Source organism: Halolactibacillus miurensis, from assembly GCF_900116255.1.
GTDB classification, from domain to species: domain Bacteria; phylum Bacillota; class Bacilli; order Bacillales; family Amphibacillaceae; genus Halolactibacillus; species Halolactibacillus miurensis.
In genome coordinates this window covers 170,467-185,889 of record NZ_FPAI01000001.1, presented here as the reverse complement: position 1 = coordinate 185,889, position 15,423 = coordinate 170,467, and the positions used below count along the sequence as shown (strand labels likewise).

The following is a 15,423-nucleotide window of genomic DNA, read 5'->3' as shown; positions in this document are numbered from 1 at the left end:
TAGTCTAGCGGGTTTTTCATATTTAGAAAAGGCTTTCAGCCAATTGAAAAACGTGTTTCGTTAAGACGAAACACGTTTCAGGAATTCTAAATTATTATATTATTCTACTTCATGTATTTCAGTTAAATATCGGCTTAGTAAATACTCTATTAACAGTAAGACAAAAGGGAAAAAGGTATTGGGTAACAGATTACGGTCATCTAGTTTATTTTGATCAGTAATCTTAAAATTTAAATCACTACACTCTCCGATTCTATTAGGAATTTCTCTAGTAAAAGAGACGGAAAATATACCTTCTTTCTTTACAGCCTCCAGTTTTTCTAATACACTCTTTGTTTCTCCAGATTTCGAAAAACATACAAAGGCACCAATGTTTTTTATGTTATTTTCTAATACACCTACAGAGTCTAATGTTGTAGCAATAATGACTTTCTTCCCAAGTAAAAGCAGTTTTTTGTACATGTATTCGGCCGCGATTGATGAGAAACCTGCCGCATAAATGAAAATAAAGTCTTGATCTAGACACAAAACCTTCTTTATGAATATATCCATATCTTCTACTGTATTGTATTGAAGCAACAACCCATGATCTAATTTAAAAAAGTCTAAATCGTCTTCAATACAGTCTGTTTTCGCATTAACCATCGGCAATAACTGATAGTATAAATCTATAAAGCCGTTGTAACCTAATTTCTTTGACAATCTTATTACTGTCGCTGGAGAGGTGTAGTTTTCCTTTGCGATTTGTCTAACCCCCTTTTGTAAGACAGTATCCATGTTACTTAAAATATACGTTAATAACTGTTCATCCAAATCGGTTAAATCTTTCCCATGCGTTATCTTGTTTATATCTATCACATTTAGTCTCCTTCATGTAAATTTTCATTATCCGCTCTAACCTTACCATCATAGATCCTCACCCATAATACAAGCGCTTTCATAAAACCACTTTAAACAACTCATACGTTCTGATACTTACATACTAGCGCTATTATTTTATATTTGTCAATTTTATAATGACAAATCTTCTGATATGATGGTTTATATACATAAATAACAGGAGGCGCACAATGACAACCATTATTTTTGATGTTGATGATACTTTATACGACCAAGCCTTATCTTTTCACGAGACATTTAAACATTTAATTAATGACACATACAACTACGATCAAATAGATCGTATTTATCACGCAAGTAGAAAACATAGTGAAACACTGTTTGACCAAAGTGAACGCGGGGAGATTACTGTCCTTGATTGGCAAGTAGGACGGTATAAGTTAGCACTTCAAGACTTTGGGATTGATATTAATGACGATTTAGCTTTAGAATTTCATAAGCAATATAAACGGGCGCAAGGAAAAATCACCCTTTTTCCTGAAGTCGAAACCTTACTTGATTATTTAAAAACAAAAGACGTGACGTTAGCTATCCTCACAAACGGAGAAGTCGCGCATCAGTCAATGAAGATTGATCAGCTACAGTTAGAAAAGTGGATACCAAAAGAAAACACCTTTATCTCAGGTGCTTACGGGATTGCGAAACCAAATCCAGAAATTTTTCATATCATTGAAGACAAATTACCAACAACACCCGAATCGACAATTTATGTGGGCGACTCCTTCGAGAAAGATATTGTCGGCGCTAAACAAGTCGGCTGGCAAGCAGTCTGGATGAATCATCGCCAGCGACAAGCTGATCAAGCGTGCTCTTACACGGCGGATCAAGAAGTGACAAGTGCCAAAGAAATGTTAGATTACTTTAAAAAATAAGTAATTGAAAAACAACATGGATTTTTTATCACGAATAATCTATGTTGTTTTTGTTACGCATAATCTTAACCATTAGTAGGTGATATAGCTATAACTTTAAAAATAACAGAAAAAATCATATATATTTTAATTATTTTGTTGTAAAATAATATTATTCATTCAGAATTACAAATAATATTATTAGGAGTGTGCAAATGAATAGATTTCGTTTTGATTCAAAAGACAGTGTTAAAATTGTCACGGCTATAATTGAAGGGTATCGTGAATACATTGAACACAGACTAGATAGAAAAGCCAAGATGCATATAAGTAGTGCGTTCGCTTGGACAAAAGGAAATTTTATCGAAAGCAAAATTGCTGAACACAGTTCAGATTTAAAATTATCTTATAAAACAGCAAAGGCCGGACTTTCTTGGGATTACTTGCAATTCTCTCATAAAGATTCAAATATTTTATTTTTGATAAAAAATGCTCATTATTTCAATCCTGATAATTTTTCTTACGCTACTTTACCAACTAGTACTAATAGAACGGGCACTAAAAGAACATACTTACATGAACTTTCCCAAATAAATAACAGCGTAGACTTCCCTGACATCGCAAAGATAAACAGAGTTGAAAATACACAACAACTTTCATTTTTTGTAAGTGAACAACATGCTAATGAGGATCTTCAAAACCTAAAAAAGGAGTATGATGAGTTCCACATTCTAACATATGAAATTGATAAAGCCCTGCAAATTTCAAAGATAATTCATTACCTTCCAAATCCGCAAAATAACATCGCATACGAAATTGAAGACTTATCTAGATATATAGCAGGTGCTGAACTAACAGATGAAGAGCGTAGCATTATAGCACCTGAACAAGAACATGATATTATTGACCCAGCCGCTTTTGATATAGGAATCTTAGATAAAGAAAACAAGGCAAGTAATTAAGACTCAAAAGGCAATTTTTAAAGAGGGAGGAGAGCTTAATGTTTATAGGTGAGAACTTATCAAACTTAAGAATACTATATGGCTATTCTCGCAAACAGCTCTCTGAGCAACTAGAGATCACAGAACAAGCTATATGGCAATATGAAAACAACTACACAACCCCAAAGTTACAAACAATCAATCAATTAAAGCAGTTATTTAAAGTAAAAAGCACATATTTTTATCAACCAGATATATTATCTAAATACATCGAAAAAGACACGATACCACTGATGCACATTGCTTATCGATCTAAAGTTATTAACTTAATGGCTAAAACTCAGACCGAAGCTAAGCACGTTGAATTTCTTGACAGCCTAATTAATTATTTAGCTTATCAGTTGGTTCTTCCTTCAAAAAAAATTATTCAATTAAGAAATAGTGTCATTAATTATCTACAGCAAACAGATGAAAAGAAAGACACACAGATTGCTCATGTAGCAAAACTCGCTCGAGACTTTTTAGGGTTAAGACCAGACACAAATGACGACCTATTATTTCTTGTCGAAAAAAGCGGTGTATTCGTTTTTGAAAAGGCCATTGGAGATGACATTGACGCTTATAGCTTATGGACAAAGACTGAACGCCCATATATTATTTTAGGGAACTTAAAACGATCCAGTGTCCGTAGGAACTTTGACATTGCCCATGAACTTGGTCATTTATTGCTACATTATAAAGTGGCCTTCACTCACCTAGATCGTAAGGAACATAAAGCACTTGAAAAAGAAGCAGATTTATTCGCCGGTGCCTTTCTTTTACCTGAAGCAGCATTCTTAGTTGATATAAAAACTGTTATTAATCCTAAAAACCCTGATGCCTATCTTGATTTAAAAAAGAAATGGAAAACATCTTTACAAGTACTAGGATATCGCGCGGCCCATTTAGGTATACTAGATGCCAAGGAGCATCGTAACTTTTATGCCGCCATGCATCGTAAAGGTTATTTAAAACAAGAACCTTTAGATGATATCATCTTGATTCAAAAACCCCAAAAAACAAGATCTATTTTTGATCTCGTTTTTAAAAAAGATTTGATTGATCTGAGAACCATGTTGGATAAAGATTGGCTGATAGATGTTGGTTTCTTAAGTAACCTGACCGGTATAACTCAAGAATTCTTCACATCATACATTACCTCGAATCAAGACTTTGAACTCAAATACCTTAAGTAACAGATTTAAAAAGTCGAAAGAACATCAGCTGTTCTTTCGACTTTTTTATGTTCATTCGGTGAGGACACTGTACTTATAAAATTCGTTTCACCTGTTTAATATAGAAATGTCTTGCGAGGACAAAGTAGAGTAACTGTATAACAGTAAAACCACCTAACACAAGCGCAGATTCGTTGATTAAATTATAATCAAAGAAATGTGATAACGCCGTTAGTGCGACGCCCCCATGGATAAGCGCAACGATAATCGGTGAGAAGAATAATATCGCCAGTTGTTGGGTAATGATTTTTTTTAGTTCTGTTTCTTTAAGTCCTAGCTTTGTTACCATGGTGAATTTTTCTTTTTCTTTATCCACATCCGTAAACACACGGAAATATAGAAAACTACCGGCTGAGACAAAGAAAATCAACCCGATAAATAAGCCGACAAATAAGGCCGGTCCATACCCACGTTCTATTTGGAAGACGGTATAATCAATCATCGAGACCCGATAAGGTGGTATTTCTTCGAGAGCTTCACCTAGCTCAACAATCTCATCTCTTGAGAGCTCTTCAGTCATCCAGTACACCTGTTTAGATGTCCGGTTCATCGATGTCTTTGGTAACTTAACATAGTCTGCATCATTGATGACATAAGAGCCGTTCATCGAACTAAAAACATTTGTTTGAATTACCTTGGCTGGGGTCAGTGTATGGTCACCTTCGAGATCAATTAAAAAAGTCATTAATGTTTCACTCGCTTTAGGTCCGTCACTGATCATCGCGACAGTTTGGTCATTAATTATTGTTTCACCTTCACCCACGTCAATGATCGGCTCACCAATTAGTTTGGCTGCTTTGTTGTAGTCACTTTCTTTTAAAACAGGCACAATATACCCTTCATTCATATCAACAAAGGCCACATCAATCGTTTCAGAAGTAGCTTCTACCCCCATACTCTTAAGCTGTGAATGAATATAGTTAACTTCTTCTGCCATTATTTCTGGTTGGTCATCTGAATCCATTTTGTATGAGATACTATAGGGGTTTATCTCAATAACACCATCGGTCAAATAAGAATGGAGACCAAATAAGGTCCCAATCGCACTAAAGGCAACGGTTGAAATCATAGCAACCATAAAGAACGTACGGGCATTATCTTTTAACCTGAATGATAAATCCGAAAATAATATAATATTCGTCCGTTTATAAAAAATATAGTCACGCCGCTTTAAAAATCGAACGATAAAAACACTTAATTGAGTGAAGAAGAAATACGTCCCAATCATGACAATAACCACAACCGGAATAAGTGCCATTACGACAGCGACACCTTTAACAGTTAAAGCAATCCCATAGCCAATCGCTAAAAGAAGACCTGCTAGTACCGATAGAAAAATCGATGCTTTCGGTTCTTTCTTCGGGGTTTGGTCGCTTTTAATAAGTGCTACTAATCTACTCGTCCGGAGGACGAAGGCAACGAATAATGAGATTATGACAAACAGCGCTAAAAAGCTAATGAGCGTAATAATGATCGCTTCAAACGGGACATAAAAGTGAAGACGCTCATCAATGATTAACACATTCTCGGCAACTAGAAGAATGGTTTTGGCAAACAATAAGCCCAAACTAATTCCAAACATCGTTGAAAATGTTCCAATCAGTAAATTCTCAATAAAGACCATCGCTTTGATTTGCGTATTAGATGCCCCAAGCATCATCAACAAGCCAAATTCACGCTTACGTGATTGTAAGAAGGTGCTCATAGAATAGAGAATATAAAAGAAAGAAAAGACATAAATAATGCCACCAGACGTTAACAGCCCTGTTCGTACGCTCGAGTTAATGGTTTCAAATGTTGGGTGAAAGGCAAACAGTAAAAATGAGAAAAACACCATCACCGTAAACATACTACTTAGAAAATAAGCCACATAGGTCCGCTTATTCCGCGTCACATTACGATAGGCGAATTGACGAAAGTTCACTTGTTTCTCCTCCCATCAATGACAACATATCAATAATCTTTTGGAAGAACGTCTGCCGGTTATCCCCGCGATGAATCTCTGACTCTAATTGACCATCACGGATAAAGATGACCCGGTCAGAATAACTCGCTGCTTGCGCATCATGGGTGACCATTAAGAGACTCGTCTTTTCTTCTTTATTTAATTTAGTCAGTAAATGCATCACATCTTTCGATGCTTTTGAGTCAAGGTTACCTGTTGGCTCATCCGCCAGTAGCAAAGACGGCTGATGGATCATTGCTCTGGCAATAGCCACACGCTGTGCTTGTCCACCGGAGATTTCATACACCCGTTTAGACATGATGCTATCAATGCCTAATTTTTCCGCAATTTGTCTTGCCTTTTCTTTCATTACTTTGACTTTTATTCCTTCAAGCGTTAGTGGTAAGACCATATTTTCTTCAACAGTTAAGGTGTGTAGGAGATTAAAATCTTGAAATACAAACCCTAACTCTGTCCGCCGAAACGTCGCCAATTGATTTTTGGACAGTGTGTGCGGTTGTTGGTCATTTAACATGATTTTCCCTGTTGTTGGTGTGTCATTTGTTGAAATTAAGTTAAGTAAGGTTGTTTTTCCACTGCCACTCGGCCCCATAATGGCGACAAACTCACCTTTTTCTACAGTTAAATCAATATCTGATAAAGCGCGATAGCTCACTTTCCCCTCGTATACTTTACTAACTTTGTTTACTTTTAGCATCCTTAAAAACTCCTTCGATTTTTCGTTTAATCCGTTGATACCTTGACTATACGTGAAAGCTATAAACGAAACGATCGATTTTACTTTCAGTTTCCTTACATCGGTGTAAGGTTTTGAGTTGTTGTGAAATGAAGTGTTATCTTTGTCCCTTCACCAAGAACAGAACTTACCTCGATTTGGTGATGAAGTTTCTCGCTCATTTCTTTCGTTAGGTAAAGCCCCATACCTGTTGATTCTCTAAAACGTCGTCCGTTTTCACCGGTAAAGAATTTATCAAAAATCCGTTTTTGGTCGGCGATAGGAATGCCTACGCCAAAGTCTTTTATTGTTAATGTGACGCCGTTTATTGTTGAGGTAACTTGAATATGAATCACATCACTCTTACCTGATGAGTACTTCACCGCGTTCAGTAAGAGTTGGGTTAAGATAAACACTAACCACTTCTCATCGGTCATCACAACGACTTTCTCATCATCTGTGATGACTTTTGGATAGACGTGATGACGAATGTAGTAGCGACGGTGTTCTTTATTTACCGCATGGATCAGCGGTAGTAATTCCGTTGCACTTACGTGAATATCCTCTGCCATACTACGTAGTCTAGCCGTGTAAAGAACCATCGACAAGCCATGTCTGAGTCGTTCTAGCTCTTCTTTCATACTCGCCGCTTCTGGTTCATCAACATCCTCCGTCATCAGCTCTAGTACCGAGAGCGGTGTTTTCATTTGATGGACCCAGCGGTCCATAAATAGAACATGTTATGCTTGTTGATGTTCTAAATGGCTTAGCTCTTCTTGGTAGAGACGATATTGCTTTTTTAACGTCTCACTTACCGCCGTTGCTAAAGGTGTGTATCCGGTTGGTTCTAAGGCATCATCCAGTGATGTAATGTCACGGGTTAATTGGTGATACATTGCTTTTCTTGTCACGTATTGATACACCAGATAACCAGCGAAAAATACGACCAATAATAGATTCAGATACAACAAGACCCCGATATCTCTAAAACCTGCAAGTAGAAGTAGACTATTAACAATGAAGTGGTACAAACATTGAAGCAAGACAAGTGGTCGATGTTCTCTAAAAAATAAACGCATCACTTATCCTCACGCCAAGAGACATTAAAGCGATACCCGCTCCCACGAACGGTTTCAATCGTATTGTTTAACCCAAGCTCATGGAGCTTCTTTCGCGCTCGGGTAATGTTCACATTTAAAGTATTTTCATCGACATATGTTTCATCATCCCACAATAACTCAAGTAAATCTCCCCGGCTTTTCACCCGTGGATAACGCTCCATCAGCGCTTCTAGAATAGCGGCCTCTTTTTGTGTTAATGTTACCGTTTGTTGGTTAAAGAGTAATTCCAGTCGTTCCGGCCTTAATATTAAACCCGTCAACTCAAGCGTTCTTTCTTGATTATTTTGTGCATACTCACCATAGGCACGCCTTAAATGACTTCTAATTTTGGCCATGACAATATCCGGATGAAACGGTTTGGTGATGTAATCATCTCCCCCATTTTCAAGTGCCATCACTTGATCCATGTCACCTGTGCGCGCCGAAATGAAGATCACCGGACAGACGGATGTTTTTCTAATCTGACGACACCAATAGAAACCATCAAAAGCTGGTAAGTTAATATCTAACAAGACCAGTTGTGGGTCTACTGTTTGAAAAGTTTCTAAAACCTGTTCAAAATCGGTTACTTTGACTACTTGATAGTTATATTTCTGTAACATTTGCGCTAAATATTCAGCAATTTTCGGATCATCTTCGACAATCATAATTTTTTCCATCGTCATTTACCATCCTTTATTCTGGTTTTATGTCTATATTCTAATAAGTCATTGATTTCACTTCTCTTAGGACGATGCGGGCGTATTTATCGTGACATCTTGCGTTATAACTATTATAACCTTTCTAACTTTTAATGTGAAAATAGTCATTTAGGATTTGTCAATATTGTCACTGTACTGCATTTATATTGATTATATTAAGGAGGGCGACGATGCAAGAACACAAATTAATGTTAGGTTTATCTTATATCACCCTCATGAAAATGGGAGCAGTACATATGCTTCACGCATACGAGTTAATTGAGATAATGAATATGCATGGAGAAATGATGACAAAACTCGACTATTTTACGCTTGTTTCAATGATTTTCCTCGGTGTTCCGATTGCCCTATTTCGCATTTTATATAACACTTATGTTAACATTTGAGGGTGTTTTAACCATTATCGGCAGGGAAGATAAGGTTGAGTAACACTTCTAAGTTTTTTCGTACCTGTCGTAACCATCTTCGTCTACAGGGTGTGATCATACACGTTGATGATGGTCATGATTCGCGTCATCTTTTTACTCGTGACAGCTGACGAAGATTGCCTCAGAGATAGCTGATTATGCAGAAGATGTTGAAACAAAAGTGATCCATCAAAATGATTTAATCAGTGAAATAAATAAGTTAGCTGATTTCTTAAATCAACAAGTAGATTAGTTAAACAACTTAATTGTGGATTTAAAAACGTCTTAAAAAGAGACTGAATCTTATTCTTAACATAAAACAAGAGCCCATCATTATGACAGGCTCTTATTTATATTTTATACGTATAATTAACTAAGGTTAAACAGACACATATACGTGATCTTTTCCTTTCGTTTTGATTCATACAAAATTTCTTTGATACATCAAAAGTAGTAATAAGATGCGACATTAATCGTATAATCTATCGGCATAGCCTTGTACTCATGTAGCTGTTTAGCTATTACTAATAACTTATTATTTTTTTTGATCGCTTCGATCTCTATTTTTCAAATGTTACACCTATGCAAGAAACAAAAATCCCCCTTCTCTTTCCTGACTTTCGTATAGGATGAGAAGAGATGCGATGATTGATAAAGAATATATCTTTTTTGAAAAAACGCTAGTCTTCTTAACTATATACCACTTGATTTTTAATAAGCTTCGTGAATAGATAGCGTACTAACGGACCCATGATGAGAAATTGGAGTGGGAAAGCGACAATGAAATTACTTAAATAAATCGATCCATATAATTTAAAAATATTTCCTCCATTCACACCTTGTGCAAGAACCATCATCGTTAGACCAAATATAGACATGAAAAACACCATGCCTAAAACCATCATACTAGACATGCAAAGGATCTTTGCTAACTTATTTGATTGATTAAATGGTAGTGTGGTGGTTAGTTTCCTCGCTAATGGTCCCACTACTAACAAGTCTAAAATTAACGCAACACAAAATCCCATAACCATTTCTACCATGACATGCTTAATAGGTAAGTGACTAAACCCTCCATTTAACATGACGTTATAAGTAGACATAACGATCACCATTCCAAAACACATCATGACGCCAAAGATTAATCCTTCTTTTTTTGTTGTTGGCATATTTATCTCTCCCTTCTGAGTAGAGCTCAGTATAACAGAAGTGAAAATTTGATGTAAGCAATTTTTTTATAATTTCTTCTCTTACTACTCAAATGATTAAAATTGAACGATACTAACGACTACGCTTGATATAAATATGGCTATAGTTCCTTTGAGCGCATGAATTTCTGTTAGTCACATAAAAAGTCATATGTAGAATTCTTTAAATATTTTACAATAGGTCGATATATACATTAGGCGCGTCAATCATTAAACATTAAATGGCAACATGTATTCTCACGCAAGATGATTTCAAAGCAACATGTGTATCAAATCTAAATTGGATAATTAGAAAGGTGTTTTTTTATGACATTTAAATCAATCAAGACGAAATTGATGGCGTTATCATTCTTACTATTAACGATTCCTCTCATTATTTTAGGATGGATGAGTTACGAACAAAGTCGTACGAGCCTGGATGATGCAGGTGAAACAAATTTAAAGAATAGTGTTGAGTTCACACTACTGATGATTGATCACTTGAATGAAGAAGTAGAGAAAGGCACACTTGACCGCGCCGAAGCTGAAGAACGCGTCAAAGTGGCGATTTTAGGTGAAAAACAATCAGATGGTACTCGACCGTTAAATGAAAATATTAAAATCGGTGAGGAAGGCTACATATTCATATTAGATAACGAAGGAACAAGTCTCGCGCAACCTAATATTGAAGGACAAAACACGTGGGAACTTGAAGATTCTAACGGTGTGAAATTTGTTCAAAATATGATTAAGACAGGTAATGAAGGTGGGGGTATTACTTATTACGACTTCCCTCATCCAGATAATGACTCGCAAATTGTTCCTTGGATCGCTTACTCAAAGACCGATCCTAACTGGGGATGGACGGTCAGTTCTTCCACCTATATGAGCGATTTTAATCAGGCGGCCAATCATATTCTCCTATTCGTTTCTATTACTGTTGGCGTGACGTTACTCATTGGTCTATTTATTATCTGGTTACTTTCTAATAGTATCGCTCGTCCAATTGGTATCGTTACAGAGCATATGAACCGTTTGGCTAAAGGCGACTTAACACAAGAGGAATTAACACTTAAGTCTAAAGATGAAACGGGCAGATTAGCTCAGGCGATGAATCATCTACAAACTAATTTAAAAGACATGATTTCAAGCGTGGCGGATACCTCTAGTCGATTGACCACTCATAGTCAAACGCTCAATCAGTCGGCAAGCGAAGTAAGAACGGGATCTGATCAAGTAGCGGTGACAATGCAAGAACTTGCTTCAGGTTCTGAAACGCAAGCGAGTCATTCAAGTGATTTAGCCTATAACATGAGTGCTTTTACTACTGTAGTAGAACAAGCAAACGAAAAAGGGCAACTCATTTACGACACATCTAACCAGATGTTAGATATGACGACACAAGGTAAAACATTGATGACACATTCAAGTAATCAGATGTCGCAAATCCATAAAATTGTCCAAGAAGCGGTACAGAAAGTATCGGGCTTAGATCATCGATCAAAAGAAGTCTCTAAGTTAGTTTATGTTATTAAAGATATTGCTGATCAAACGAATCTTTTAGCTTTAAATGCTGCCATTGAAGCAGCTAGAGCCGGTGAGCACGGTCGAGGGTTTGCTGTTGTTGCCGATGAAGTCAGACAACTTGCCGAACAAGTCACCGCGTCTGTCACTGACATTACCCAAATCGTTGATGGCATACAAACGGAGACGTTATCGGTTACAGATTCTTTACAATTAGGGTATCAAGAAGTAGAAAAAGGCAGTGAAGAAATTAACGAAACAGTTAAAACCTTCAACCATATCGATCAAGCATTAAAAGACATGGTCGACCGCGTACAAGAAATCTCAAGTAATTTAGCTGAAATTGCGACCAATAGTCAAAAAATGCATACGTCAATTGAAGAAATCGCCTCTATTTCTGAGGAGTCTGCCGCTGGTATTGAACAATCTTCTGCCTCTATCCAACAAACGAGTAGTTCGATGGAAGAAGTAGCTGCTAGTTCGGATGAATTGGCTCAACTTGCCGAACAATTAAACGAGTTAGTTAAGCAGTTTAAACTATAAATTTTTTTAAATGAAACAGCCTTACATGCCTAAGTTCTTTGAGTTCAATTAACTAAAGGACTTGGGTATTAGCTGTGTGAACAAGGATTATTTGAAAGGTGGAGAAAACTTGTTAATTGAATTTTGCGCAGAAAACTTCACATTCATTGAAGAGGCGATTAACCGTGGCGTTGACCGAATTGAGCTATGCGATCATTTATCATGCGGAGGTACAACCCCAAGTTATGGTGTCGTTAAAAAGACGGTTCAAGTCGCTCACACTCATAACGTTCAAGTTGTTACAATGGTTCGACCGCGTAGTGGGGATTTCTGTTATACAGAAGATGAACTAGCTATTATGATAGAAGATATTCAACAGTTAAACAGACTAGATGTAGATGGCTTAGTAATGGGCGCTCTTACAAAAAATAATCAGATTGATTTAGACGCTATGAAGCAACTTATGCGTGTTGCCCAATCAGATGTTATTTTTCATATGGCCTTCGATTTAATTAACGCTGAAGATAAAAAAGATGCTATTGATCAGTGCATAGCACTTGGCGTTAAGCGGATTTTACTTCACGGTAGTCAACCCGATTGCTCTGTTTTAGATAACAAAGACGAGATTAATGATTTAATTGATTATGCGAATGGGGCCCTTGAGTTTATCGTTGGCAAGGGTATTAAAAAGTCTGACTTAGCTGTATTAAAAGACGCCGTGAATACGGATCAATTTCACGGGACAAAGATATACTAAAAAAGATGCAGGTTTGTCTTTATAGACATTCCTGCATCTTCTTTAAATCGTATCGATTAAAGACCTTATTGTCACTTCTGGTAACTCAGGTGTTAATTGATTCCGTTTGAAAAATTGTACGTTGACTGTTTCTCCAGGTAATAAATCGAAATAATTCATTGAGAAATAGCCTGCCTCCTCTGATTTTAACTCAATACTTTTAGCAAACGCTGTCGTTGATATGTTAAAACAATGATTTGTTTCATCTCTTTGCACCGAAATATCTGCCGGCTCTAAGGATAATTGTTTCGTTGAAACAAAATAATGTTTTTTAACATCGACTACATTTTCTTTATTGCCTAGTTCTACTTTAAGTACGACCGTATCTCTCGGCATATCTCCTAATAACTCTGATAGGTTGATTGTCTGAACACATTGACTCATATTTTTAGCGACATCGACTTCCGACTGATGATGCTTCATGACTTGTCCAGCTAAATCTAGTAGCGATACTGATAGGGTTAAAGATTGAGACGTTAATACATCTGAAACGATAAAGATATTCAGCTGCTCATTCTTTTCTTCAATCGATACTAACACATCTTTAAAAGATTCTTTCACTTGATAGTGGAGCGCTTTCCATCGTCCGAAGTAGTCGATACTAGACCATGATGCGACGGGCCAACAATCATTCATTTGCCAGTAAAGCGTACCCATACAGTAGGGCTTATTGCGCCTATGTGCTTCAATCGCATGTTGTATACCTTCTGCTTGGAGTACTTGACTCATATATAAAAACGACTCAAAATCTTTTGGTTCTGGTAAATACTTGTCCATATACGTTTTAATCAGTTGATTACCTGCGCCATTTTTTTGATGGTGTGACATAACATCTGAGCTTATATCATAAGCTGATGGTTCCGCGAAGGTTTTAATTGTTTCAATTGAAGGGAAAGACTGGAAACCGTATTCACTCATAAAACGACCGACGTTCTCATTATAAGCTTCAAACGGTTGCTTTCCATGCCATACATCCCAATAATGCACGTCGCCTGATGTTTTTACTCCCAAGGCATGTTGTTCCTTATCATGTGTCAGATCAGCTAATGGTGATGACGGCCAGTAAGGTTCATTAGGCACGACGTTTGAGGTAACTTCAGCTAACACACCATGAAAGAGATTTTTATAATCTAACCAGAGCTGCTTCCTTACTGTATCAGAATATTTTTGTTTCCATCCCCAACCGGCGTTTTCTTCAAATTCTGCCCAAGCGACATCAATTTCATTATTACCACACCACAATACGACAGAGGCATATCGCCTCAGACGCTTGGTTTGATCAATCGCTTCCTGTCTCACATTTTCTAAAAAGGACGGATCACCAGGATACATTGAGCAGGCAAACATAAAGTCCTGCCATACTAATAGACCCTTTTCATCACAAAGTTCATAAAAGATATCTTGTTCATAAATACCGCCGCCCCATACGCGTAGCATATTCATGTTCGCTTCGACAGCGCTATTAATTTCATGCTCATAACGTTCTTTCGTTACTCTAGGAATAAAACTATCGTTTGGGATATGATTAGCCCCTTTACAGAAAACCGGAACGTCATTTAGCTTAAGATAAAAAGTTTGGCCATGTTCATCATGATCCCGGACTAATGCCACTTTTCTGATACCATGTTTAAATGTTGTGGTGTCTATGACTTGTTTGTTCCTAGAAACAGATACTTGAACATTATAACGATAAGCTTCTCCTAATCCTCTGGACCACCATAAACGCGGATGTGTCAGATTAACAGGTACTTCAAGGTGATTTGTACCTTTTTGTAAGTCACATGTTATATGTTTTCTGATATCGCCATACTGCAGTAGGCAATCGACAGACATTGAACGTGAGGCTTCAATTTCAATAGAAATCAGTAATTGCGCATATTCTTCACTCACTTCTTTTTGATTCACATACACATCTTCAATCTTAGCGACGGAATAAGCGACAAGTTCTACCGGCTTCCAGATACCACTGGTCACAAACCTTGGTCCCCAGTCCCAACCATAATGATAAGGAGCTTTTCTAGCAAAGACACTTAATTTATGTTGACCCACACCACCTAATTGTGAATCATCATTATCTGCCGGGTAATTCACACCCGTTGTTAACGGTTTCATTATATCCCGGTTAATTGGTGACTCAAACGTGACTTGTAATGTATTTTCACCTTGGTGAAGATACTTTTTCACATCCATTGTATACCGTCTAAACATATTCTCCGTCTTATAAACAGACTGACCGTTAATGGCGATATCTGTATAAGTATCAAGTCCATGAAACACAAGTTTAATGTGATCATTACCTAGTAGATCCTTGTCTACATCAAGCGTCGTCTGGTATACCCAGTTAACTTTGTCAACCCATTGCACATGCTTTTCTTCTTCGCCATAAAACGGATCATGAATAAGCTGATGATCAATTAAATCGGTATGAATCGTTCCAGGTACGGTTGCCTGACGCCAACGTGTATCATGTTCTTGTTTAAATGCCCACTCCGTTAATTGTCTTTTAATAATCAAGCCT

The 15,423-nt window shown here is 37.0% G+C and carries 14 protein-coding genes; 6 read left to right on the top strand and 8 right to left on the bottom strand.

Translation table 11 applies throughout. The features are described from left to right. Positions 1 to 99: 99 nt before the first annotated feature. Complete coding sequence (locus BM390_RS00780; RefSeq protein ID WP_062320248.1) at positions 100 to 858, bottom strand: MurR/RpiR family transcriptional regulator; 759 nt, start codon at positions 856 to 858, stop codon at positions 100 to 102. Positions 859 to 1,070: 212 nt separating this feature from the next. Here BM390_RS00780 and BM390_RS00775 point away from each other — a divergent pair, with 212 nt between their 5' ends. The 3 genes from BM390_RS00775 to BM390_RS00765 all read left to right on the top strand — a co-directional run bounded on the left by BM390_RS00775 (position 1,071) and on the right by BM390_RS00765 (position 3,927). After that, entirely contained in the window at positions 1,071 to 1,772 is a 702-nt protein-coding gene (locus tag BM390_RS00775; protein WP_062320246.1) for an HAD family hydrolase, read from the top strand. A 194-nt stretch (positions 1,773 to 1,966) separates the two neighbouring features. Beyond that, positions 1,967 to 2,713, top strand: coding sequence for a spr1630 family ClpXP-sensitive toxin (locus BM390_RS00770; protein ID WP_062320244.1), 747 nt, complete (start codon positions 1,967 to 1,969; stop codon positions 2,711 to 2,713). Between the two features lie 38 nt (positions 2,714 to 2,751). Next, entirely contained in the window at positions 2,752 to 3,927 is a 1,176-nt protein-coding gene (locus BM390_RS00765; RefSeq protein ID WP_089852710.1) for a spr1629 family repressor/antitoxin, read from the top strand. Positions 3,928 to 4,000: 73 nt separating this feature from the next. Here the strand turns inward: BM390_RS00765 and BM390_RS00760 are convergent, their stop codons facing one another. The 5 genes from BM390_RS00760 to BM390_RS00740 form a co-directional block, all read right to left on the bottom strand. Then, complete coding sequence (locus BM390_RS00760) at positions 4,001 to 5,890, bottom strand: ABC transporter permease (protein ID WP_062320242.1); 1,890 nt, start codon at positions 5,888 to 5,890, stop codon at positions 4,001 to 4,003. Continuing rightward, positions 5,862 to 6,629 (bottom strand): ABC transporter ATP-binding protein, encoded by a 768-nt coding sequence (locus BM390_RS00755; RefSeq protein ID WP_062320240.1) that lies wholly within the window; start codon positions 6,627 to 6,629, stop codon positions 5,862 to 5,864. The genes BM390_RS00760 and BM390_RS00755 overlap by 29 nt, the downstream gene beginning before the upstream one ends. Positions 6,630 to 6,724: 95 nt before the next feature. Then, on the bottom strand, positions 6,725 to 7,354 hold the full coding sequence (locus BM390_RS00750) for an ATP-binding protein (protein WP_177220589.1): 630 nt from the start codon (positions 7,352 to 7,354) through the stop codon (positions 6,725 to 6,727). Between the two features lie 33 nt (positions 7,355 to 7,387). After that, positions 7,388 to 7,726, bottom strand: coding sequence for a hypothetical protein (locus BM390_RS00745; protein WP_089852708.1), 339 nt, complete (start codon positions 7,724 to 7,726; stop codon positions 7,388 to 7,390). Continuing rightward, positions 7,726 to 8,427 (bottom strand): response regulator transcription factor, encoded by a 702-nt coding sequence (locus BM390_RS00740; RefSeq protein ID WP_062320236.1) that lies wholly within the window; start codon positions 8,425 to 8,427, stop codon positions 7,726 to 7,728. Before BM390_RS00740 ends, BM390_RS00745 begins: the two co-directional genes overlap by 1 nt. A 212-nt stretch (positions 8,428 to 8,639) precedes the next feature. Here BM390_RS00740 and BM390_RS00735 point away from each other — a divergent pair, with 212 nt between their 5' ends. Continuing rightward, positions 8,640 to 8,855, top strand: a complete 216-nt coding sequence (locus tag BM390_RS00735) for a hypothetical protein (RefSeq protein WP_062320233.1) — start codon at positions 8,640 to 8,642, stop codon at positions 8,853 to 8,855. A 710-nt stretch (positions 8,856 to 9,565) separates the two neighbouring features. Here BM390_RS00735 and BM390_RS00730 read toward each other — a convergent pair. Next, positions 9,566 to 10,045: a DUF2798 domain-containing protein gene (locus tag BM390_RS00730; RefSeq protein ID WP_062320231.1), complete on the bottom strand. Its 480-nt coding sequence runs from the start codon at positions 10,043 to 10,045 to the stop codon at positions 9,566 to 9,568. Between the two features lie 345 nt (positions 10,046 to 10,390). Between BM390_RS00730 and BM390_RS00725 the strand changes: the two genes are divergently transcribed. Continuing rightward, positions 10,391 to 12,130, top strand: coding sequence for a methyl-accepting chemotaxis protein (locus tag BM390_RS00725; protein WP_062320229.1), 1,740 nt, complete (start codon positions 10,391 to 10,393; stop codon positions 12,128 to 12,130). A gap of 109 nt (positions 12,131 to 12,239) precedes the next feature. Further along, positions 12,240 to 12,866, top strand: coding sequence for a copper homeostasis protein CutC (locus BM390_RS00720; protein ID WP_062320227.1), 627 nt, complete (start codon positions 12,240 to 12,242; stop codon positions 12,864 to 12,866). Positions 12,867 to 12,908: 42 nt separating this feature from the next. On the opposite strand, the gene BM390_RS00715 is transcribed toward BM390_RS00720, so the two are convergent. Continuing rightward, a complete protein-coding gene (locus BM390_RS00715) occupies positions 12,909 to 15,419 on the bottom strand; it encodes a beta-mannosidase (protein WP_062320225.1) in 2,511 nt (836 codons plus the stop codon). Between the last annotated feature and the right edge of the window lie 4 nt (positions 15,420 to 15,423).

What these genes read in the sequence shown, in the direction of transcription:
- BM390_RS00775 (WP_062320246.1), top strand. Translation starts at nt 1,071, where the DNA reads ATGACAACCATTATTTTTGATGTTGATGATACTTTATACGACCAAGCC.
- BM390_RS00770 (WP_062320244.1), top strand. Translation starts at nt 1,967, where the DNA reads ATGAATAGATTTCGTTTTGATTCAAAAGACAGTGTTAAAATTGTCACG.
- BM390_RS00765 (WP_089852710.1), top strand. Translation starts at nt 2,752, where the DNA reads ATGTTTATAGGTGAGAACTTATCAAACTTAAGAATACTATATGGCTAT.
- BM390_RS00755 (WP_062320240.1), bottom strand. Translation starts at nt 6,629, where the DNA reads ATGCTAAAAGTAAACAAAGTTAGTAAAGTATACGAGGGGAAAGTGAGC.
- BM390_RS00750 (WP_177220589.1), bottom strand. Translation starts at nt 7,354, where the DNA reads ATGAAAACACCGCTCTCGGTACTAGAGCTGATGACGGAGGATGTTGAT.
- BM390_RS00745 (WP_089852708.1), bottom strand. Translation starts at nt 7,726, where the DNA reads ATGCGTTTATTTTTTAGAGAACATCGACCACTTGTCTTGCTTCAATGT.
- BM390_RS00740 (WP_062320236.1), bottom strand. Translation starts at nt 8,427, where the DNA reads ATGGAAAAAATTATGATTGTCGAAGATGATCCGAAAATTGCTGAATAT.
- BM390_RS00735 (WP_062320233.1), top strand. Translation starts at nt 8,640, where the DNA reads ATGCAAGAACACAAATTAATGTTAGGTTTATCTTATATCACCCTCATG.
- BM390_RS00730 (WP_062320231.1), bottom strand. Translation starts at nt 10,045, where the DNA reads ATGCCAACAACAAAAAAAGAAGGATTAATCTTTGGCGTCATGATGTGT.
- BM390_RS00725 (WP_062320229.1), top strand. Translation starts at nt 10,391, where the DNA reads ATGACATTTAAATCAATCAAGACGAAATTGATGGCGTTATCATTCTTA.